The sequence below is a fragment of the Variovorax paradoxus genome (genome assembly GCF_024734665.1).
Taxonomy (GTDB): Bacteria; Pseudomonadota; Gammaproteobacteria; order Burkholderiales; family Burkholderiaceae_C; genus Variovorax.
The window spans coordinates 3023744-3044058 of record NZ_CP102931.1 but is presented as its reverse complement, the minus strand read 5'-3'; the positions used below and the strand labels follow the sequence as shown (position 1 = coordinate 3044058).

The 20315-nt window shown below is 61.2% G+C and carries 21 protein-coding genes; 11 read left to right on the top strand and 10 right to left on the bottom strand.

The features are described 5' to 3' along the window. Positions 1–107: 107 nt before the first annotated feature. The 4 genes from NWF24_RS14310 to NWF24_RS14295 all read left to right on the top strand — a co-directional run bounded on the left by NWF24_RS14310 (position 108) and on the right by NWF24_RS14295 (position 3626). A complete protein-coding gene (locus tag NWF24_RS14310; RefSeq protein ID WP_258354726.1) occupies positions 108–1064 on the top strand; it encodes a Bug family tripartite tricarboxylate transporter substrate binding protein in 957 nt (318 codons plus the stop codon). 106 nt (positions 1065–1170) lie between these two features. Beyond that, positions 1171–1626 carry a 2Fe-2S iron-sulfur cluster-binding protein gene (locus tag NWF24_RS14305; RefSeq protein WP_309148870.1) on the top strand — a complete coding sequence of 152 codons (456 nt, stop codon included), beginning with the start codon at positions 1171–1173 and terminating at the stop codon, positions 1624–1626. Between the two features lie 11 nt (positions 1627–1637). Next, positions 1638–2900, top strand: coding sequence for an NAD(P)/FAD-dependent oxidoreductase (locus NWF24_RS14300; RefSeq protein WP_258354724.1), 1263 nt, complete (start codon positions 1638–1640; stop codon positions 2898–2900). A gap of 210 nt (positions 2901–3110) precedes the next feature. Further along, the gene (locus NWF24_RS14295; protein ID WP_258354723.1) at positions 3111–3626 is read left to right on the top strand and encodes a MarR family winged helix-turn-helix transcriptional regulator; all 516 of its coding nucleotides are present in this window, start codon (positions 3111–3113) and stop codon (positions 3624–3626) included. Positions 3627–3632: 6 nt separating this feature from the next. On the opposite strand, the gene nadC is transcribed toward NWF24_RS14295, so the two are convergent. The 8 genes from nadC to NWF24_RS14255 form a co-directional block, all read right to left on the bottom strand. Continuing rightward, complete coding sequence (gene nadC, locus NWF24_RS14290) at positions 3633–4496, bottom strand: carboxylating nicotinate-nucleotide diphosphorylase (RefSeq protein ID WP_258354722.1); 864 nt, start codon at positions 4494–4496, stop codon at positions 3633–3635. After that, positions 4493–5671, bottom strand: coding sequence for a Gfo/Idh/MocA family protein (locus tag NWF24_RS14285; RefSeq protein ID WP_258354721.1), 1179 nt, complete (start codon positions 5669–5671; stop codon positions 4493–4495). Before NWF24_RS14285 ends, nadC begins: the two co-directional genes overlap by 4 nt. Then, complete coding sequence (locus NWF24_RS14280) at positions 5668–6606, bottom strand: PDR/VanB family oxidoreductase (protein WP_258354720.1); 939 nt, start codon at positions 6604–6606, stop codon at positions 5668–5670. Before NWF24_RS14280 ends, NWF24_RS14285 begins: the two co-directional genes overlap by 4 nt. Before the next feature lie 31 nt (positions 6607–6637). After that, positions 6638–7630, bottom strand: coding sequence for an ABC transporter substrate-binding protein (locus tag NWF24_RS14275; protein ID WP_258354719.1), 993 nt, complete (start codon positions 7628–7630; stop codon positions 6638–6640). Between the two features lie 8 nt (positions 7631–7638). After that, a complete protein-coding gene (locus NWF24_RS14270; protein WP_258354718.1) occupies positions 7639–8955 on the bottom strand; it encodes a Rieske 2Fe-2S domain-containing protein in 1317 nt (438 codons plus the stop codon). After that, complete coding sequence (locus NWF24_RS14265) at positions 8949–9440, bottom strand: bacteriohemerythrin (protein WP_258354717.1); 492 nt, start codon at positions 9438–9440, stop codon at positions 8949–8951. Before NWF24_RS14265 ends, NWF24_RS14270 begins: the two co-directional genes overlap by 7 nt. 71 nt (positions 9441–9511) lie before the next feature. Then, a complete protein-coding gene (locus NWF24_RS14260) occupies positions 9512–10489 on the bottom strand; it encodes a Bug family tripartite tricarboxylate transporter substrate binding protein (RefSeq protein WP_258354716.1) in 978 nt (325 codons plus the stop codon). Between the two features lie 203 nt (positions 10490–10692). After that, a complete protein-coding gene (locus NWF24_RS14255; protein ID WP_258354715.1) occupies positions 10693–11307 on the bottom strand; it encodes a TetR/AcrR family transcriptional regulator in 615 nt (204 codons plus the stop codon). Between the two features lie 252 nt (positions 11308–11559). On the opposite strand from NWF24_RS14255, the gene NWF24_RS14250 reads away from it, so the two are divergent. The 7 genes from NWF24_RS14250 to NWF24_RS14220 all read left to right on the top strand — a co-directional run bounded on the left by NWF24_RS14250 (position 11560) and on the right by NWF24_RS14220 (position 18089). Continuing rightward, positions 11560–12540, top strand: a complete 981-nt coding sequence (locus NWF24_RS14250; protein ID WP_258354714.1) for a TAXI family TRAP transporter solute-binding subunit — start codon at positions 11560–11562, stop codon at positions 12538–12540. 35 nt (positions 12541–12575) lie between these two features. After that, entirely contained in the window at positions 12576–13217 is a 642-nt protein-coding gene (locus NWF24_RS14245) for a hypothetical protein (RefSeq protein ID WP_258354713.1), read from the top strand. An 11-nt stretch (positions 13218–13228) separates the two neighbouring features. Then, positions 13229–13810, top strand: coding sequence for a hypothetical protein (locus tag NWF24_RS14240; protein WP_258354712.1), 582 nt, complete (start codon positions 13229–13231; stop codon positions 13808–13810). A 3-nt stretch (positions 13811–13813) separates the two neighbouring features. Continuing rightward, positions 13814–14164 carry a Rieske (2Fe-2S) protein gene (locus NWF24_RS14235; protein ID WP_258354711.1) on the top strand — a complete coding sequence of 117 codons (351 nt, stop codon included), beginning with the start codon at positions 13814–13816 and terminating at the stop codon, positions 14162–14164. A gap of 282 nt (positions 14165–14446) precedes the next feature. After that, complete coding sequence (locus tag NWF24_RS14230; RefSeq protein WP_258355292.1) at positions 14447–15688, top strand: porin; 1242 nt, start codon at positions 14447–14449, stop codon at positions 15686–15688. A gap of 81 nt (positions 15689–15769) precedes the next feature. After that, positions 15770–16891, top strand: a complete 1122-nt coding sequence (locus tag NWF24_RS14225) for an alpha/beta hydrolase (protein ID WP_258354710.1) — start codon at positions 15770–15772, stop codon at positions 16889–16891. A 721-nt stretch (positions 16892–17612) separates the two neighbouring features. Beyond that, complete coding sequence (locus NWF24_RS14220) at positions 17613–18089, top strand: MarR family winged helix-turn-helix transcriptional regulator (RefSeq protein ID WP_258354709.1); 477 nt, start codon at positions 17613–17615, stop codon at positions 18087–18089. A 103-nt stretch (positions 18090–18192) separates the two neighbouring features. On the opposite strand, the gene NWF24_RS14215 is transcribed toward NWF24_RS14220, so the two are convergent. Together NWF24_RS14215 and adeC are read right to left on the bottom strand one after the other, a co-directional pair. Next, the gene (locus tag NWF24_RS14215; RefSeq protein ID WP_258354708.1) at positions 18193–18849 is read right to left on the bottom strand and encodes a TetR family transcriptional regulator; all 657 of its coding nucleotides are present in this window, start codon (positions 18847–18849) and stop codon (positions 18193–18195) included. After that, entirely contained in the window at positions 18846–20312 is a 1467-nt protein-coding gene (gene adeC / locus NWF24_RS14210; RefSeq protein WP_258354707.1) for an AdeC/AdeK/OprM family multidrug efflux complex outer membrane factor, read from the bottom strand. Before adeC ends, NWF24_RS14215 begins: the two co-directional genes overlap by 4 nt. Positions 20313–20315: the final 3 nt, after the last annotated feature.

Genomic DNA, 20315 nt, shown 5'->3' with positions numbered 1-20315 from the left:
GCGCCATATACTTAGTCATCTAATAAAAATGGCTTCTGCCACGGATGTTGATTGATGACTGCTTCCGCGCCAGCGAGCTTTCGATCTGGAACACAAGAGACAATGGCATGAAGCTTCTTAAATTCTTTGTCATAGCACTGTCTGTTGCATGTGCCGCCTCTGCGCACGCGTGGCCTGAAAGGCCGGTGCGCATCATTGTTCCGTCGGCTGCAGGGGCTGCACCAGACAACATGATTCGCCTGATCGCTACTCGTCTCGCAACGGAGCTCGGGCAACCGGTGATCGTGGAGAACAAGGTAGGTGCGGGCGGTATCGTTGCCAAGCATGCGGCCGAGCTGGCAAAGGACGATCACACCTTTCTGCTCACCCTCACTTCTACGACAACGGTCGCTCCCTTGGTTTTCAAGGCCGCTGCAGATTTCAACTATTTGCGGGACATGCAGCCTGTCATGACCATCGGGCAAAGCCCGTTCATGATCGTTGCGTATCCGGGCAATGGTACGAAGTCTCTCGGGGATTTGCTTCAGATGGCTCGGACGCAGCCCGGAGCGATTCCGGTGGCCACCCCGCCTCTGAGCAGCATCGCACAGCTCTCGATCACAGTGCTCAGCCAAATGTCTGGCGCGAAGTTCAACGTCATTCCGTTCTCCCGCTCCAGTGACAGCCTTACTGCAGTGTCTTCCGGAGACGCTGCGTTTCTCGTCGATGCCGTATCGGCGGTGCTGCCGTTCGTGCGTGGTCAGAGAGTCAGACCCATTGCGGTCCTCGCCGCCACCAAATTGCCGGGCCTCGAAGAATTTTCTCTGGCAAACGAGACCGTTCCGGGATTCGAGATCTCTGCAGGCTTTGGCCTCGTGGCGCCAAAGGGAGTGGATCGAAGCATTCTGAATGCGATGTTCCTGGCGACTTCGAATGTACTGAAAAATCCGGGGTTGGTAAGACAACTCCGGGACATGGCAATTTTCGTGCACCCAGCTGGACCCGATGCGTATCGCGCGACGCTGTTGAACGAGGCGGATCTTTGGGAAAAGGTCATCAGAGCCGCCAACATCGTCCCTCAATGAGCAGGGGAGACGTGAAGCGATTTGAGGTGACTCGCTCCTGACTTCGAGAGCCTCTCGGCAACGTCTTATCGGTGTCGTTTCGCGAGTTTGCACGGGGCGGGTGCGAATGCGCGATGCAGAGCGAACCAAGCTGCGTTCGGTGTGTCGTTCCACAGCGATCCGCCGGCGGGCAACGGATTCATGGATATGGCCTTGGCGTACTGCGCGCCTCCTGGCTAGAAGATGCCTATTGAAAGAGAAATTTATGCTGGAGCTAGTGGTAAGAACCCGAAACGGACAGGTGATGCACCTAGAGGCAGAGAGCGGTCTCAGCGTCATGGAGATCATCCGCAATGCGGGCATCGATGAAATGCTTGCGCTATGCGGTGGCTGCTGTTCCTGTGCAACCTGTCATGTTCGAGTGGACGAGGAGTTCGAAAGCCGGCTTCCGAGCATGTCGGAGGACGAGAGCGAGTTGCTCAATGGATCCGGACACCGGATTGCTACGTCGCGGCTATCGTGCCAGCTCGTCCTGAACGACGCGATGAGCGGCCTGCGGGTAACGATTGCGCCCGAGGATTGATCGGACCTTCCATGAAAAATGAGTATGACGTATTGGTCGTAGGCGCTGGACAAGCGGGAGCACAAGTTGCCTCTGCACTGCGTCAGTTCAAGTATCAGGGGTCGATCGGAATGGTGGGTGATGAAATGGACCCGCCATATGAACGACCGCCGCTCTCCAAGGACTATCTGTCGGGCGACAAGAACTTCGAACGCATTCTGATCAGGCCCGAGAAATTCTGGAATGAGCGAAACATCGATTTGCTGCTCGGACGTCGTGCGGTATCCGTCGATGCGGACGCGAAGCACATAGCGCTCTCGGACGGCTGCCTGATCGGATATCGCAAACTGGTATGGGCCACGGGCGGCGAGCCACGTCGCATCAACTGCGAGGGAAGTCGGCTGGGGGGCGTCCTGTACGTGCGCACGCGCGCCGACATCGACAGGATCCTGGAACAATTGCCTTCGACCCGGCACGTCGCAGTGATCGGAGGGGGTTACGTCGGGCTCGAGATGGCGGCAGTGCTGACCAAGCTCGGCAAATCAGTGACTGTGCTCGAGGCCGTGGACAGGGTGCTGGCCCGCGTTGCCGGCGAGCAACTGTCCCGCTTCTACGAGGCCGAGCATCGCTCCCACGGTGTCGACGTGCGGCTCGGTGCGAGAGTGGAGTGCATCGAGGGAATCGCTGGAAAGGCAACGGGTGTGCGCCTTGCGGAGGGCCCTGTAGTGCCGGCTGACATGGTGATCATCGGCATCGGCATCGTCCCAGCAGTCGCCCCCCTTCTCGCGGCTGGGGCGAGTGGTTCCAATGGAGTGGCTGTCAATAACTTCTGCGAGACGACCTTGCCGAATGTCTACGCGATCGGCGACTGCGCGCTCCACGCGAATGAGTTCGCCGACGGGTCACCGGTCCGTCTCGAGTCCGTCCAGAACGCGAACGACATGGCAACCACGGTTGCAAAGGCGATCAGCGGCGACGCGCAGCCCTATCGCGCTGCCCCGTGGTTCTGGTCGAACCAATACGACCTGAGACTGCAGACGGTGGGGATTTCGACCGGGCATGATCATGCTGTCGTTCGCGGCGATCCCGCGACCCGCAGTTTTTCGGTTGCTTATCTGAAAGCGGGTCGTGTGATCGCGATCGATTGCGTCAATTCGACCAAGGACTTTGTTCAGGGGCGCGCCTTGGTGACGGGACGCGCCACGCCTTCCCTCGACCATTTGGCTGACGTCGGAGTGGCGTTGAAGGAATTGGCCCAAGGACGCGATACAAGAGAGGAGGGCAGTGTCAGCTGAACGGCAGCGGGCCAGCAGCTTGGACGGAGGCATCCTGCGCGCGACGTTGGGCGTCGCCCTCGCACCAGAATCGCTTGAGCGCAATCCATCCATGCGCGTGGAAGACTGGGCCGCTTCGCGGCCGATTTCGTGTCAATGAACTGGGCAATGGAACAACCGTAGCCAGTTTGACTTGGGGCGATGGCCTCGACGCTAGGGCACAATATGCCGATGCCAACGACGAGAGCCGCGCGCGAAACCGAGATATCGAACAGTATTCTCAAGCACTGGCATGAGGCAGTGCCAAACGACCGGATGGCGCACCTGGTCAAGGATGCGACCCGGAGTTTCCTGCGATCGCTGCAGGTCAGGCTCCGTGAGCACGGTGTTCCCCTGGGTCAATGGACCTTCTTGCGGATCTTGTGGGAACGCGATGGGATCACCCAGCGCGAACTAAGCAAGGAAGCTGGACTGATGGAACCGACTACCGTTGTGGCATTGCGTGCCATGGAAGAGTTGGGATACATCACTCGTGAGCGCCTGCCGGAGAATCGCAAGAACATCTACGTGCATCTCACCACCAAGGGCAAAGCGCTCAAGAAGAAGCTCGTGCCCCTGGCCGAAGAGGTCAATGCGCTCGCGGTGCGCGGACTGAAGGCGAGCGATGTCGAAACCACGCGCCGATGTTTGCTTGTGATGCTAGACAACCTCGCGCGCGACGAAGCACTCGACCAATCGGATGAGTGAGTCCGATCAGGAAATCACTCGCATCGACAGATCGATCGCGCGCACATCCTTGGTGAGTTTGCCGACGGAAATACGGTCGACACCGGTTGCCGCGATATCCCGTATGCGCTGAAGGTCAACACCCCCGGATACCTCAAGTACGGCACGGCCTGCGGTGATGGAGACGGCTTCGCGAACGTCGTCCAGAGTGAAGTCGTCCAAAAGCACATTCGTGGCACCGTGACGCAAAGCCGCGCACAGTTCGTCGAGACTTTCGACTTCGATCTGAATGTCCACGCTCGCGTTCAAGCCACGGGCAAGATCCAGCGCAGCCGAGATGCTGCCCGCAGTCTCGATATGGTTCTCCTTGATCAGGATGCCGCCCCACAATGCCATGCGGTGATTGGAGCCTCCACCCGCACGGACGGCGTATTTCTGCGCCTGGCGAAGGCCGGGTAGTGTCTTGCGGGTATCCAGCACCAGGCAACCGCGCGGATTGGGCGATGCTGTTGCCACTGCATCCACGAACCGGCGTGTCTGCGTCGCAACGCCGGAGAGCATCTGCAGGAAATTGAGCGCGGACCGTTCCGCGCTCAATAGTGCTCGCGCGTTTGCATCGATGGTGCAGAGCAAGGTGCCAGCAGCTACGTTGTCGCCATCGTGTGCTTCCCATTTGATCGAAGCGACCGTGTCGAGGAACCGGATGCAGCCCTCGAACCAGGCCTGGCCACACAGCACTGCCTCCTCCTTGGCCACGACGCGCGCCCGAGCCTTGCGTTCGGAGGAAACCAACTGTGCGCTCCAGTCGCCTAGCCCGATGTCCTCCATCAAGGCGTCTCGGATGTTCCGCGAACGCGCGGCCTCAAGGGACTCGTTCTCGTTGAATCTCATTCGGTACTTACTTTGACATCGCGGTTCTCACTCGCGGATTGCAGTATTGCCAGGCATACCATCAAAGTCTCGCGCGCCCAAGAGCCGTCGTGCAGCGGTGCCTCGCCCTGGCGCAGCGCCGCATGCAGTTCGTCAATCACTTCGGAGCGCGGCACCGCGGGCTCCGGCAGTCCGAGATGCGTCTTTTCCTCATTGCCATACACCCAAACACCATCGGGAACGGGCCGCAGGTCCGCCGCGTCGCAGGAGACCACCACCGGCCCGAAGTGCTGATAGCGCGCGCTACTCGCAACAGCCGGTGGCCTGTAGGACGGCCCACCATAGGTAGAGTCCTTCTTCAAGCTCGACTCTTCTTCTGCACTCCTCACCTGCTTGAGCCGACGGCGCGCAGCACCGTAGGCCGCCGGGTCCTTGGCCTCTCCCATCTCACCGACCCAGCCATTCCATTCGTCGGAGTCGAAATGGCCGTAGCCGCTGTAATTGAGTGAGGCGAAGGCGCCGTTGCCGAACCACAGGAGCGCGGAGTAGGCCCCCTCCGTCCGGCGTTCCGGATCCCACGCGCCGGCAACAGCTCGCACGCGGGTCACCGCCGCACCCGCGAGCAGTCGAACCACGTCCACCTGATGCGCCGCCTGGCTGTACACCACCCCTCCGCCGGCAGACGTGTCCAGTTCCTCCGGGCGTCGCGGGCGATACAGGAAATCCGTGTAGTTGAGTGCTTGAATCATGCGGACCGTCCCGACCGCGCCACTTCGGATGATTGCTCTGGCGCGCAGGTATGGCGCATCGAAGCTGTGGCAATGTCCAACGATCAGGAAGACGCCCGCATCCTTGCAGTCCTGGATCATTGCGTCACATTCTTTCAGCGACAGTGCCATTGGCTTCTCCAGCAACACATGCTTGCCATGGCGCGCAGCAACGCGCGTGTGCTCCGAGTGGAACTGATGAGGACTCGCGATGTAGATCGCCTCTACGTTGGGATCGGCGGCCAGCGCCTCGACACTGTCGTAAACAGCAGCGGAGAAATCCCGAGCGAACTGCTCGCGCGCGCTTGGCCGAGGATCGCAGGCGGCAACCAATTCGACACGGTCGTCGCCCTGGAACGTTGGCAGCATGAGAGTGAACGCGCGACCGAGGCCCACCACACCCAGCCGTATCGAACGCGCGCGGCTCACAGGTCGATCACCAAGCGTTCGCTCTTGGCGCGCGAAACACAGATCATGATCTGACTTTCCATCTCTTCCGGAAGCAGCACCATGTCCCGATGATCGGCCTGGCCCTCGAGCAGACCTGTTCGGCAGGTTCCGCAGGTCCCGCTTTCGCAAGACCAGTTGGCATGGCAGCCATGCTCGCGCACGACGGAGAGGATGGATTTCCCAACTGGGATCTCGAACTCCTTGGCGGATCGCGCAAGCTTTACGGTGAAGGGCCTATCGTCCGGTTTGGTTCCACCGCCTTCAGTGAAACTCTCGAAATGCACGTTGGCGGGTGACCAATGTCCCGTCATATCGCGCACCGCCTCCATCAGTCGCCTTGGCCCGCAGCAGTAAACATGCGCGCCGTTTGGTTTCTCCAGAGCCGGCCAGAGATCGTAGGACTTTGCAGGGTCACCCGAACTGTGGTGGACGACGACGTAGGGCCGCAACGCAGGATGGCTCAGGACGTCCAGGAAAGCGGTGCTTTCGGGATCGCGCGAAAGGTAGTGGAGCTTCCAGGGCGCGGGCGGCAATTCGCCGAACGAGCGGATCATCGAAAGGATCGGCGTGATGCCGATGCCGCCGGCGATGAAGATGTAGGCGCGAGCCTTGGCGACCAGCGCGAATGCATTAGCCGGCTCCGAGACCGATAGCGTGTCGCCTACGCGTAGCTTCTCATGCATGCTGCGCGAGCCTCCCTGGCTTCCGATTTCGTTCTTGACGGCGATAACGTAGTGGTGCCTTTCGGCCGGGTCGTTGCACAAGGAATACTTGCGCCATGCGCCAGAAGGCGTTTGCACGCTGACGTGGGAGCCGGGCGTGAACGCAGGCAATGCCGCTCCATCCGGCCGCACCAGCTCGAAGCTGCGGACGCCCTTGGCCAGGTCGAGGGCCGAAGCGACGCGAAGCGTCATCGGTGTGTCGGAGTCCAAGCCGTTGCGCATGTCAGATGCTGTAGCTCTCGTATGTGGAGGGATGGAACAGTTCTTCCACCGCCACCTGCCGTGGAGAGAGACCCTGCGAATGATGGTGACGGACGAACGTTTCCAGCGTCTGGCGGGCGGGGGCGACCCCGTATGACCAGAAGTCATCTCCCAGTGTTTCGCGAGCTGCCTTCAATTGCTCCTCAACGAATGGCAGCGTTACCTTGGTTGCCGAGGTGTCCGAGAGCAGATCCAACGCTGCTTCCTTGGATTGAGTGAACGCCTTCTGCACCGCGGCTGGCAGCCACGGATGACGAGTCGCGAGCTCCTGGCGGATGCCGACGACGTGCATGATGGGGAACACGCCGGTCCGGCGGTAGTAGTCTTTAGCGGCCGCCGTGGGGTCATCAAACAGCCAGGCAATGTCGGGGTTCTTCTGCAGAATGTGCCGGCTCGGTGGGCGCGGCGCCATGAAGGCATCAATCTCGCCACGGTCCAGAAGCTCGGAGATGGTCAGTCCGGCCGGTGCCGCTTCGACCCTGACCGCCGGTGGTAGCTCCAGCTTGATCTTCTCCGGGCGTCCCGGCTGATCAATGCCGCCACGGACCCAAGTAACGTCTTCTGGCCGCACCCCGTGGTCGTCCTGCAAGATGGCCCGTGCCCAGACATTTGCGGTGAGCTGGTATTCGGGCAGACCGATACGCTTACCTTTGAGGTCTTCGGGCCGCCGGATGCGGTCCTTGCGCGCGTAGAGGGACGTATGCCGGAACGCACGCGACAGGAACACGGGAATCGCGACGTATGGGCACTCGCCGCGCGAGTGCTTGACCAGGTAGCTGGAGAAGGACATCTCGGTGATATCGAAATCGCGGCTGCGCATGGCGCGAAAGAACATCTCTTCCGGGCTGAGGAGCATGAACACGGGATCCACGCCATCGATCTGCACGCGACCATCAAAAAGTGCGCGTGTTCGGTCGTAGTCGCCCATGGCGATGGAAAGCTGGAGCTTGGACATGTTGCGGCTCAGGTCGAGTAGGAGGGTTCGAAATCCGGCTGGTCTTCCTGATCGCTGCGCCCCACGGGGTTCGCGTCAAAATCCCGCCAGTCGACGGTCTTGGGCAACACCGCCTGAAATGAGCAAACCTTGCGCGGAACCATCTGGGCCTGGCTGCCGATGGCTGGCTCCCCCCTTTGCACCGCTTCAATGGCATCCAGCATGACGCGGCGGAACTCGACGATCGCGAGGTCACTGGCCCCGAGCCGATCGTTGCTGCGATCGGCGATCGGGCCCATGGTGACCCACATCGCGACGTCCTGGTTGGGGAACCCGGAGATGCCGGTGAAATTGCCAGCCTTCATGGCTTGCCTGTCTTGCCAGAACCTGTTCTCCACGGTGCGCAGAGGGCGGTATTCGGCGTCCAGGTCAATCCCCACGGTCTGTCGCAGGAATTTGCGCCAAGTATCCGTTTCCGGTGTGCTGGCAGGATTACCCCACGCAATGAAATAGAAGGCCGTGCTCGTGTTGTCCATCGGCACATTCACGTTCGCAACGTTGTACATGTTGTTGGGCGGGATCAGCGCAGTCGCGGGTGCGACGAAGACGGTCGACCGCACGTACTCGTGAGTCGCTGCGTTGTGGATCGGCCGGCGCAGCGCCGCATAGCGAAAGCCATACGCCGTGCGCTGCACCTGCATGCGGGGAGCCTTGTCGGTCGATGGACGCAGCCATGTCTTGTTCGTCGCCTCTGCACCAGTCACGCGAGCAGGCACCATGTCCGACGAGTGGAGACTGGAACTGTGCGCGGAATCGATTGCGCCCTCCAGGATCTGTGCCCAGTTGCAGGGGATGAGCACCTTGGCGATGCTGACCCTTACGTCAGCCGTGGGCGCCCAGGGCGGCGGCGTGAACTCGGGCTCCTGTCCGCCGTTCCCAAACCATGCCCAGACCATGCCGCCCCACACTTTTGCGGGATAAGCCTTGTGCTTCACCTTGTCGACCATGCCGCTGGCACCCGGTTCGGAGGCCATCTCCAGGACATTGCCGTCCGCATCCATTTTCCAACCGTGATAGAGGCATCGTAGACCCCCTTCCTCATTGCGACCAAGAGCGAGCGAGGCGCGACGGTGCGGGCAGGCCTCGTCGAGTACGCCGACGCGGCCATCAGTGTCGCGAAACACGACGACCTTTTCGCCAAATACGCGAGCCTTGACTGGGTCTCCATCCGGGTCGCTCACTTCCTCCTCCAAACAGACTGGCGTCCAGTGCTGGCGCATCAAACGTCCCATTGGAGCGTCGCCTTCTACGTGGCAAAGCAGTTCGTTTTCGTCCTTGGTCAGCATGCTTGAATTCCCAGAGTTTCAGGGGTGAGTTGAGAAGGCGCGGCGATGGAGCGTCGAAGCACCACAGGTTGGCCGCCAAGATGCTGCTTGCACAACCATTGCGCGAGTGCCGAATCCAGGTAGCCGGCATGGCTGGGAAACCAATCGATGAGCGCGCGCGCGAGGTCACGTGCAGCTTCGACATGACCAGCGGCCACCTTGCGCGTAACGCCCGCCATGCTCGCCAGCACGGCCGCATGCTCCTCGGCATGGCAGCTGCGCGCGGGGAAACCGCTTTCGTCCATCCAGCGCTCTTCCTCGGCGAAGTGTTGCTCCGTGTGCGTCCTGATGGCTTGCAGCTTCTCTGAAATTTCTTCGGGCAGGGCTGAGAGGAGGCTGCGGACCAGCTCCACGAACTCTTCGTGGATCGCGTCCATGGGGGCCCAGCCCAATCGGAGGTCGTCGGTCCAGGCGAAGGCGGCGGACGTGGAGGTAGCAGAACCCATGATGCTATTTTACTTAGATAACTAAGTATAAGAGTAAAAAAATGCAGGTGAGTGGAATCGATAAAAATGGATCACTCTGGCTTCAGGTTGGCGAGCCGAGCGGCGTCGCCGATGCGCTTCGACTCAAGGTGCAAGGCGGTTTCTGTCTGTTGTACGGAAGCGCCGACGGGATCCACGCCGGCTTTCTGCAATTGCTCAACGACCTCAGGCATCTTCACGATCTTTGTGACCTCTGCGTTGATCTTGGCGACAACGCTGGCAGGGATGCCCGGCTTCGCCAGCATCACGACGTTGAAGGCGAAGTCGAAGCCGGGAATCTTCTCGGCCAGTGCTGGAATGGTGGGGGTTTGAGGCGAACGCCTGGCCGCATTGATCGCCATCAGCTTGGCTCTCCCGTTCAACACGAATCCCATGAGCGCTGGTGGCGACGCGAAGATCATGTCGACCTGGCCTCCGATCATTGCGGGAACCGACTGGCCACTGCCGCGATACGGAATGTGTCGGATGTTGACTCCCAAGGCGGCGTTCATCGCCTCAGCAGTGAGGTGGTGAACGCTGCCGATGCCGGAAGAGCCGTAGCTCAACATGCCTGGTTTTGCCCTTGCAAGAGCGATTAGATCGTCGAGATTGTTGACCTTGAGATTCGCGTTCACTGCAAGGTAGAGCGGCGCGATCCCGATCAGCGATACCGGCGCGAAGTCCTTTTCTGCATCGAACACCGGCTTCGCGTTCACGAACTTCTGGATCGCCAACATCGACCCGTCGGTCACCATCAAGGTGTAGCCATCTGCCGGCGCATGAGCCAAGGTCAACGCGGCCACAGCACCTCCTGCACCTGGCTTGTTGTCGACCAGGAACGATTGACCGAGCGACTCGGTCAGCTTTTGGGCAACGATTCGGGCAACTGTGTCCGGCAGACCGCCGGGGACATACGGCACCAGTACTCGCACGGGTTGAACCGGGTAGCCCTGCGCGCGGCTGGAGTGAAATGCAATCAAACAAGATGCCATCGCGATGGCTGCCAGCAGGGAGCGACGAGAGAATTGCATGAGTGTGCGTTGTCGAAGAGACAAGGCGGCTCACTGAGGGTCGGGAGCCGTGGTCCGAACGACAAAATACTTCGTCGCCTAAGCATTTTGACAGATGTTCCGACCAGCGCCAGCTTGACTAGGGAAAACTCGGGGTCGATGGCTCGACCGCGCGCTCGAACCAGGCGCTGTTGGTCGCAGTCCGTCAGACGGGCTGCACGACCTCACTCGTGGTTCTTCAAATACGCATGCCGCAAGGCCTTGATGGCGAAGTCGATGGTGGCTTGATCGTTGGACTTGCGCTGCTCGCCCGCCGATGAAATGGCCAGCCCGCGCGACAGGGCCCACAGTGAGCGCACGATCAAGAGTGCCTCTTCCTCACTGATGCCTCGACCGGTGAGGTGGGGTAGCCACAGCGCTTCGGTCGCCGCGCGCTGCGAGAGCAGAAGTCTCGCAGCGGTGTCGCCGACCAAGGTATGGCGACGCACTGAAAGGAAGATGTCCAGGTAGATCAGAAACTCCGGAGCTGCATAGAACCGCTCGGCGCTTTTCGAAATGGGCGCGAGGCAGTCATCCTCCTTGCTCGCCCGCGCCGCCTCCTGCACGGCAAGCTCAAGCACGCGCGCCGACAGCCGTTCAAGGACGGCGATGACAAGCGATTCCTTGCTCGGGAAATGATGCAACTGGCCGCCGAGCGACACGCCGGCTTCCGTCGCGACGGCCGCCACCCGAAGCGCTGCGTAGCCGTGCTCAGCCAGCAATCTCGTAGCCGCTTCAAGAATTTGTTCGCGCGTCGCATCCTTCTGCTCGCTGCGTAGGTTTCTCGGCTTGCGATTCACACAGTGCACCTTTCTTGTGAGATTTTTATTGTTACATATCGACGAACATGTGTCCGCCGATTCCAACTCGAGACTGAATTTCACGGATCAGCAATAGTAACGGCTGGTTGAATGGTCAATCGAGTCTAGGTAGAAACCACGCTACCCCCAATTTCACCGTACGTACATACTGTCAATTGGATGCGGGATTTTGTGATCGAAATCCGCAGCTAACCATCCTTTCAACCGCAGCATCAAGGAGACTCATCCAACATGAACAACCAAGCAATCGTGGAAAAACAGATTGGCCCCGTCGTCGATTTCAAGATCGTGGCTGACTGGGGCAACGCCAACTTCCATGCCATCGCCGGCTGGCTGGCGGCGCATCTGCGCTGGCAGTCGGCGCCTGGATCGCAGTTCTGGATCAAGACGGGAACGGGCTACGGCGACAACATCCAGGCACTCGTCACGGGTGAGGTCGACCTGAGCATCACGACGCCCTACGATGTGACGCCGGAGTGGGCGAGGGCGGGCACCCATTTCTTCGCGGACCAAGCGCCCGCGCCGTTCATCCGAAGTCTCGGTTGGCTGCCGCAGAATGACCGCCTGGTCTTCGCCATTCGCGAAGACACCGGCATCACTTCGTTCAAGGACCTGCGTGACAGGAAGTTCCCGCTCAAGCTCGCGAGCGGATTTCGCACCAAAGACAATTTGATGATGTGGGTCATCGACCGCGTGCTCGAAGAGCATGGGGTGGAAGTCGAGGCCTGGGGCGGCGAATGGTTGGAGCATGATTTCCCGCGCATCTGCGTGCCATTCGTCACAAACGGCCAAGCCAACGCCATCATCAACGAAGCCATCGTGGTCCCTCAGTGGCGCGAACTGGTCGAGAAGGTTCCGATGCGCTTCCTTCCTTTCGAGTCGAAGGCGCTCGACGCGTTGGCCACCAAGTACGGTCTAAGGCCAGGGGTTCTTTCGAAGGGCTATCTGCGTGCATCGGAAGACGTACCGTGCCTGGACTGGTCGAACTGGGGAATCCTGGTTCGCGAAGACATGGGCGAAGACTTGGCGTATCGGCTGACTTCCATCATGGTCGAGCAACGCGCAGAACTCGAGGCGCGCTATCGCCATCAACCCTCCGAGATCGCCGCGATGACCTATCCAATCGATCCCCATGCCATGTGGAAGGGAACGGGTGCGCCACTGCATCCTGGTGCCGAACGCTATTACCGTGAACACGGCTACATGAAGTGAGCGGGCGAAACGCAATTGGCAAGAAAGGAGACACCATGGCTTTCAGTGACATCTATTCAGCCGGCCCCCTCGAGCAGGCAGCCGGCGGCTTTGACTACTTCGATGAGAAGCTCATCAAGCAGTTCTTCGGATTCAAGGACATCGGCGACAACGTGGTCGGCATCCGTACGATCGAGAGAGATGCCGTTGCGGAGTACGGCCAGAAGGCGATGCCGGTTTCGCTGCCGGCGATTCGCAAGAACTACGAGATCGGCCCGAACGGCGTGGTCGAGGTTCCACGAATCCCGTTCTCGGCGCATGTGACGCGGGCCGGCACGCCTCACCGCACGCAACATGTCTTTGGCTATTGGCATATCAATGACAAGGACGAGATCATCATTCCGCTGCCCCCGGAAGGCAGCCGCCCGGCGCGCGTGGTCATCATCATGGGAAAACCCAGCGGCGATGAAGCCGACCGCTTCGCCTGGTACTGCGACAAGTGCCTCACGCTGCTCTTCATGCGCGAATCGACCGACTTCAGCGCATTCTGGGCCGCCGAACTGGCCGCGGTGCGGGCCTATAACGCCGATCCCAAGAACCAGACGTGTCCGTGTTGTGGATTCAAGAATCCGCTCGCGTACTCGGGGATGCAGCCGGCCGACCGGCCTGAGGAGCGTGCTGCGAGGTTCCTGTGGTAAGCCGCGGGTTCGTGCCGTCGGACAAGCCGATTCCGGCTCCGGACATGTCGTTCGTGCGCTTGTTCAATGACAACAGCGTTGGCTGGCAGCACAGGGGCCAATACGCAATCTGGACGGGGGCAAGCGCCGAGGGCGGTCCGAGGTATCGCCTCCTCGAGCGCATCGGTAACCGGGTCGTCGCGATCGAACATCAGGATGGCAGCCCGGTATTGCACAAGATTGCCGCAGGGGTGGCCTTCACAGTCGAGAACTTGATGGGGTTCTGGCTTGCACTCGATTCCGATGCAATGTGGCTGGACACGGCGTGCTCGACCGGCAGGTACGCGGCACTGGCGATAGGCGGCGCTGCCGGCAAACCGGGCCAAGCCGTGGTCGATTGGACTTGTCCGCGCTGCAGTACGCCGATCCACCCGCAGACCTTCGACATCCCCCGGCTCGCCTTCCAATCTTTTCTACGGCAAGCCGATGCCACGACCGCTGCATTCGACGCCGATCTTCAGCTTCGAACCTGTGGCGGCTGCGGCGGCGTCCACCCTCTTGCGGCCACCTTGATTCCGAACGAAATCCAACCGCCCCAAAGCGGCAAGAGCTGAAGCATGAACACCCGTACCTTGAATTCGCCGGAGCCGGCGCTTGCCTGCGCGCAATCCGAAGTCCCTCCCGACGGCACCGTCGTGACATGCAACGTCAACGGGCATTCGATTGCGATCGCGCGGCGTTCAGCCGATGAAGAAGCGATCGTGGCGTTCGACAGCAAGTGCCCGCACATGAAGGGCCCCCTCCGTTTCGGGCGAGTGGTGGACGGCGAGGTGATCTGCCCTTGGCATTTCCTCCGATTCGACACCATCACTGGCGAGGCCGCTTGCTGCGACAAGAGCAATATGAAACTCAGGATCTATCCGGTGCAGCTCATGGATGGCAACGTCTACGTGAAGACCACGAACTGAGTGCCACAGCGCACGCGATGAAAAAAGCGCGGCCCTCCGTTTCAGGGGGCTGACGGGGCATCGTTGATCGAACGATGGCTTCGCACCGCCGCACGCGGCGGAGCCGCTGCTTTGCACTCGAGAAATTTGGTCGGCAAAAGCATTCGTGCGGCCGATCGATGTGGGTCCGCTCGCCGCCGGGCTGGACTGATCCGTCGCGCGGTGCACCAGCGCGGATCGCAAAAAAAGATGGAGACAAAAAACATGATGAAATTTACTTGCGCGATGCGTGGAAGCAAGCGGATGAAAGCGGGGTCGCTGAGCATGCTGGTCCTCGGCGCGTCCGGGCTGGCCCACGCCCAATCATCCTTGACGATCTTCGGCGTCATTGATGCCTCGGTAAGTCACTATGCCAACAAATCGGAGGACCGCAACGCCGCCACCTTTACGTCGCCGTTCTATGTCAACCAGGGCTCGGTCACCGCCAGTCGGACGGCGCTCGCCAACTCCGCCTACAACAACAGCCGACTGGGCTTCAGGGGTACGGAAGATCTCGGCGGCGGCCTGGCCGCCGGTTTCTGGCTCGAAAGCCCGATCACCAACGACGATGGTGCCACGGGTCTCTCGACCTTCACCCGCCGCTCCACGCTGAGCCTGATGGGTGAATTCGGCGAGCTGCGGCTTGGACGCGACTACACCCCGACCTTCTGGAGCGATGCCGTCTTCGATCCGTTCGGAGCGGTGGGTGTGGGCGCCAACCTGATCTCGTCTGCCAGCCTATTCAATCCAACCGGTGGAGCGGGTGGCTTCGGCGGGAATCCCAACTACATGCGTGCCAGCAATTCGGTCGCGTACTTTCTGCCGCCGGCACTGGGTGGAATCTATGGCCAGTTCATGTATGCGCTGCACGAGAACAACAGTTACGCGCCGGGGAGCGCGACGCCACCGGGCGTCAACCCGGTCACCGGTCAGGTCAACCCCGGCGCCGTGGCAAGCGCACGCGCCGGGCGCTACGTGGGCGGCCGCCTCGGATATCTCCGTGGTCCCCTGGACATCGCAGTTTCGTACGGCAGCAGCATCGCCGCCGATAGCTACTTCGCAGGAACGACCGACGATGTCAGGACCGCAAATTTGGGCGCCTCTTACGACTTCGGCGTGGCCAAACTCTTTGGGGAGTTGACGCGCATGCGTCGGGAACGAGATGAAGTCGTCGCCCCCTTGATTCCCGTGCCTGATTCCGAATTTGTCGGATACCTGATCGGCGTGACCGTGCCGATCGGCCCCGGCCTCATTCGTGCGTCTTATGCACGCGTCAAGTACGACATGAACGGGAACTCTCCAGTACCCGATCCGAAAGCCACCAAGTTCAGCATCGGGTACGTGCACAACCTTTCCAGGCGCACCGCGCTGTACGCGAACTTCGCCCAGATTCGCAACAGCAACGGCGCCGCGGTGACCGTGGGCGGCCCTGCCTTTGTCAGCGCGGGCGTCTTCACGCCAAGAACTTCAACGGGATACGACTTCGGCATCCGCCACGCGTTCTGAGCCATCGCCGGAACACCACGAGGCCGGGCGTGAACGGCCTCAGAAGCGCGAATTTCAACCCACTATCAAGGAGCTACTGTTTTGACAACTGTCAGTGGAAAGCCAGTAACGCTGGTCGGCAAGGCAACCCCCAGCACCGATACGCGCCGCGGCGGGGAGGCGTTCCCGCTGTTCCTGGGCGCTCGACTCTGCGACGCGGGCTGTGACAAGCGCGTGGCATTCGTGTTGTGCCACCCCGCCGGAGACTTCACAAAGCACTACCTCTTGCCGTACCTGGAGCAGAACGGTGGCGCCTGCCTGGGTGTTGCTACGCGCTTCATCAACAACGAAGTGGAATTGACGATGGAGCAGTGCGTGCAGGACCTCGGCAGGGCCGTTCATTTTCTGCGGGAGGAGGGGTACGAGAAGGTGGTGCTGATCGGAAATTCCGGCGGAGGATCGCTCTCGTCGCTCTATCAGGCCGAGGCGGAAAGTCCATACATCACGACCTTCCCGGATGGCGCAGCGTTTGAGATGGGGAGCCTTCCCAAGGCAGACGCCATCGTTTTGCTGTCAGCCCATCCGGGGAGGGCGGAGGCGCTGACTGCCTATCTCGATCCCGCCATCATCGACGAGCATGATCCTGGGCTTCGCGATCGGGAGCTAGACCTTTTTGTCGATCGCCTGGTGCCGTATGACCGGGACTGGATCGCGATCTATCGGGCCGCGCAATTGGCACGCAACCGCCGGCTTTCGCATCGCGCGCACGCGACGCTGGCGGCGCTTCGCAGCAATCCCGCCGGACCTGCGGACCGCATTCTCATTGTCCATGGCACGGGCGCGGATCCGGCGTTCATCGACGTGACGCTGGATGCGAACGGTCGCAAGCCGCGCTCGATGGAGTTGACTAGGCAACTCAATAACTCGCATCTCAGCATGGGGCGGCTCAGCACGATGCGCACCTGGCTCAGCCAATGGAGCGTGGATGACAGCCGCGCCAATGGCCCCGAGTGCTTGGCGCGAACGACTGTGCCCGTTCTAGCAATTAACTACGGAAACGACGAACTCGTTCTGCCGTCGCAGATGGAGCGATACATCGCTGCTGCAGGCGAACGTTGCCAGTCGGAGGTGTTGCAGGGCGCAACCCACTTCATGGTCGGACAGGATGCGTTGAAGGATCAGTTGGCCAAACGCCTCGTCGCTTGGGCGCGCGAAATCTTTTGAGGATGGCCCGCAAATTTGTCCGTCCCTTGCAACGCCGCAATGATCCAAGCGGGAGAGGTTGCCCAGCGGTTTCGCCCGAACGGGACTGGACCGCGGGGCTCCGCGCAAGCGAAGAGAACATGGATCTTGAATTCTGCGCTGCAACACGGCTTCTGATTGGCAACCACTGCCGCTTCCCGCTGATTGATCGGACCATCGATGTCCACGTCTGAACCTCACTCAAGGTGGCCCGATTGGTGATGCATAAGGGCGTTCTATGAACTTGCTCGGCCATGCGCTGGAACAGCGCTCGCCACGCCGACGCGTGTGAATCGTGATCCGGCCAGCGAGAGGGCCATTCAGTGGCACGGTGTGGTGGCATTTGAACGGGGCACGCTCGGCCCGTCCTTTCGAGATTTCATCTTGTCGTAGTGCTACCATCCGCACACCTCCAATACGACAACATGGTGTCAAATTGGCATCATTAATGAACCATGCCAAATCTCGAACGCATTCCAAGCGATGAGCACCTTGATCCTTGACCTGCCAGGCTCAATCGTCAATCGGCACTTGTTGATGGGCGGGTGATCGTCTGGTGGTGCCACGCGGATTGTTTCGACTTCGCAATGGACGAGATGCGGGCACCGTTTAGAAGATGCGCTCCGTGGTGCCCTGTCGGTACATCAGAAACTGCTTGGGATGAACGGAGTCGGGGTTTGATCCTTCGAAGTCGAGAGAGAGAATGAATCAAGGCTTCTACAGCGGGAGTAACTATCGCATCGACGACAGCGTCTTCCATCTGATGCGCCGCGCGTTCACGGCATTGACCGCAAGCATGGAAGCCACACTGGATCAGAAGGACGAACTGACACAAGTCCAGGTCCGGGCACTGCGCTGTCTCCTTTGTCATGGGACATTGCGGATCGTTGAACTTGCGCGGTTGTCCGGTGTGACCGATCCGGCGATGACCCGCCTTCTGGATCGCTTGGAACGCAAGCGCCTGTGTCAACGGGTGCGCACTGCTTCGGATCGACGAGTCGTCAATGTGGTGCTGACAGCCTTGGGACGCGCGATTGCGGAGAAATACACGCCGACTGTCATCGAATTCCAGAACCAGATTCTTGCGGGGTTCAGCAGTTCAGAGTTCGATCACCTGCAAGAACTGCTGGAGCGGATGGTGAAAAATTCAAGTCAGAGCTCAGCCGACCAAGAGCCTTGACATGATCAACGTCCGGAAGACATCGATCGGCTGTTCCAACTCGTCAAAACATGCAGAGACCAGCCGAAATTCACTTCGGCGGCTGCTCAAACCGCTTCGCGGTTCAGACCAAAGACCGGTGCAATCCAGTACCTGATTGCACCGTAGCAGCATCACGGCGGGCTCCGGCCATGAACAGGTCGATGCTCAACGACGATGCATGAGGTCCGCACCCTTCCTGTCGATTGGCATGCTCGGCGAGAACGGCGATGCCCACCGAGTGCAGGCAGCGTGCCACGCAAGCCGGCTGCAGTCCCTCCCGCAGCTGACGGCGTTCCCAGGCAAGGGTCATCACCTGGCTCAGTCGTTCCACCGCTTCCCCCATCGTGCGTCCGATCCGAGTCGCTGCGCCTGCAGGCAACTCGGCCCGCTCCAAGGGCAGGAGCACCAGTTGCGCGGCGCGCCACTGGTCCGGATCGTCCATGCAGCGCGTCATCTGTCGCCACATGTGGTCGCGCAAGAGGTGCAGCGGCTCCGGGTGGGAGCGATAGGCAGCGATTTCCGGCCCGATGTCCATTGGCCATTGAAGCTGATCGATGATCTCGGCCACCAGTGCAGCCTTGCTCTCGAAGTGCCCATACACGGAACCTCGCGTGACGCCCGCGAGCGACGCCACATCTTCCAACGAGGTAGCACGTACACCTCTGGCAGCAAATGCTTCCAGTGCCGCTCGGAAAACCCGGGTTCGGGTGATTTCGGCGGCCGCGCGGCTGCGCCTCATGGCGCGAGTTGCGTGGTGCGTGCGATGGGGCCTGGCATCGAGGTTTCCGAGCTCTCCACCCATCCACCGCCCAGCGTCTTGTAGAACGTCACCAGGTTGGTGAAGCGCGACAGGCGGGTTCCGATCAGGTTCTGCTGGGCGGTGTAGAGCGAGCGCTGTGAATCGAGCACGTTCAGGTAGCTGTCCACGCCGCGCTGGAAGCGCGCGTCCGAAAGCCGGTAGCTCTGCGCTGTCGCATCCACCAGCGACTGCTGCGCGTCGAGTTGGCGTTCGAGCGCGCTGCGCTGCACCAGCGCATCCGACACCTCGCGAAAAGCGGTCTGGATCGCCTTCTCGTACTGGGCCACCGAAATGTCGCGGTTCACGGTGGCGATCTTGAGATTGGCGCGATTGGCGCCGCCGTCGAAGATCGGCAGCGTGATCTGCGGCGCGAAGCTCCAGTTGCCCGAGCCGCCGTTGAAGAGGCCCGAGAGTTCTCTGCTCGACGTGCCGGCCGACGCGGTGAGGGTGATGCGTGGATAGAAGGCTGCGCGCGCCGCGCCGATGAAGGCGTTGGCCGCCTTGAGATCGCGCTCGGCCTGCAGGATGTCGGGGCGGCGCTGCAGCAGCTCCGAGGGCAGCCCCGGCGGAATGCTCGCCAACGGGCTCGCAGCCGCGGTCGCCCGGTCGGGCAAGACCTGCGGCAGCAATCCGTCGGGAACTTCGCCGCCCACGAGCAGCACCAGCGCATTGCGATCTTGTGCCACCTGGGAGGTGTAGCGCTCGACATCGACGCGCGCGGTGTCCACGCTGGTCTGCGCCTGGCTCAGCGTGAGTGCCGAAGCCGTGCCCAGTTCGAAGCTGCGCTGGTTGAGGCGATAGGAGTCGCTTTGGCTCTGCAGCGTGTCGCGCGCGAGCTTCAGCCGGTCCTGGTCGGCGGCGAGCGTGAGGTAGCTGGTCGCCACCTCGGCCACCAGAGTGATCTGCGTGCTGCGGCGCGCCTCTGTCGTCGAGAGGAACTCCTGCAGCGCCTGCGTGCTCAGGCTGCGAACGCGGCCGAACAGGTCGACCTCGTAGGCGCTGGATCCGAGCGATGCGCTGTACTGACGTGCGTCGACCGCCTCGCCGGTGGACGACAGCCCGGCCGGCGTCCGGCTGCGACTGCCGCCGGCGCTGGCATTGACGGTGGGGAAGAACGCCGCGTCCTGCACCCGGTACTGGGCGCGGGCCTTCTCGATATTGAGCACTGCGACGCGCAGGTCGCGGTTGTTGGCCAGGCTCATCTCGATCACGCGCTGCAGCGACGGATCGGTGAACACGTCTCGCCAGCCGAGATCGGCGACCGGCGTGGACGCCGGGCTGCCATTCGCGTCGCCGGCGAACTTGCCGGGCACGGGCGCCGCGGGCTGCTGGTAGGTGGGCATCAGGCTGCAGCCGGCCATGAGGACAGCAAGCGCGAGCGGGGTGAAGCGGAACAGGTTCATGAC

What these genes read in the sequence shown, in the direction of transcription:
- NWF24_RS14310 (WP_258354726.1), top strand. Translation starts at nt 108, where the DNA reads ATGAAGCTTCTTAAATTCTTTGTCATAGCACTGTCTGTTGCATGTGCC.
- NWF24_RS14305 (WP_309148870.1), top strand. Translation starts at nt 1,171, where the DNA reads ATGCGCGATGCAGAGCGAACCAAGCTGCGTTCGGTGTGTCGTTCCACA.
- NWF24_RS14300 (WP_258354724.1), top strand. Translation starts at nt 1,638, where the DNA reads ATGAAAAATGAGTATGACGTATTGGTCGTAGGCGCTGGACAAGCGGGA.
- NWF24_RS14295 (WP_258354723.1), top strand. Translation starts at nt 3,111, where the DNA reads ATGCCAACGACGAGAGCCGCGCGCGAAACCGAGATATCGAACAGTATT.
- nadC (WP_258354722.1), bottom strand. Translation starts at nt 4,496, where the DNA reads ATGAGATTCAACGAGAACGAGTCCCTTGAGGCCGCGCGTTCGCGGAAC.
- NWF24_RS14280 (WP_258354720.1), bottom strand. Translation starts at nt 6,606, where the DNA reads ATGACGCTTCGCGTCGCTTCGGCCCTCGACCTGGCCAAGGGCGTCCGC.
- NWF24_RS14275 (WP_258354719.1), bottom strand. Translation starts at nt 7,630, where the DNA reads ATGTCCAAGCTCCAGCTTTCCATCGCCATGGGCGACTACGACCGAACA.
- NWF24_RS14270 (WP_258354718.1), bottom strand. Translation starts at nt 8,955, where the DNA reads ATGCTGACCAAGGACGAAAACGAACTGCTTTGCCACGTAGAAGGCGAC.
- NWF24_RS14265 (WP_258354717.1), bottom strand. Translation starts at nt 9,440, where the DNA reads ATGGGTTCTGCTACCTCCACGTCCGCCGCCTTCGCCTGGACCGACGAC.
- NWF24_RS14260 (WP_258354716.1), bottom strand. Translation starts at nt 10,489, where the DNA reads ATGCAATTCTCTCGTCGCTCCCTGCTGGCAGCCATCGCGATGGCATCT.
- NWF24_RS14250 (WP_258354714.1), top strand. Translation starts at nt 11,560, where the DNA reads ATGAACAACCAAGCAATCGTGGAAAAACAGATTGGCCCCGTCGTCGAT.
- NWF24_RS14245 (WP_258354713.1), top strand. Translation starts at nt 12,576, where the DNA reads ATGGCTTTCAGTGACATCTATTCAGCCGGCCCCCTCGAGCAGGCAGCC.
- NWF24_RS14235 (WP_258354711.1), top strand. Translation starts at nt 13,814, where the DNA reads ATGAACACCCGTACCTTGAATTCGCCGGAGCCGGCGCTTGCCTGCGCG.
- NWF24_RS14230 (WP_258355292.1), top strand. Translation starts at nt 14,447, where the DNA reads ATGAAAGCGGGGTCGCTGAGCATGCTGGTCCTCGGCGCGTCCGGGCTG.
- NWF24_RS14220 (WP_258354709.1), top strand. Translation starts at nt 17,613, where the DNA reads ATGAATCAAGGCTTCTACAGCGGGAGTAACTATCGCATCGACGACAGC.
- NWF24_RS14215 (WP_258354708.1), bottom strand. Translation starts at nt 18,849, where the DNA reads ATGAGGCGCAGCCGCGCGGCCGCCGAAATCACCCGAACCCGGGTTTTC.
- adeC (WP_258354707.1), bottom strand. Translation starts at nt 20,312, where the DNA reads ATGAACCTGTTCCGCTTCACCCCGCTCGCGCTTGCTGTCCTCATGGCC.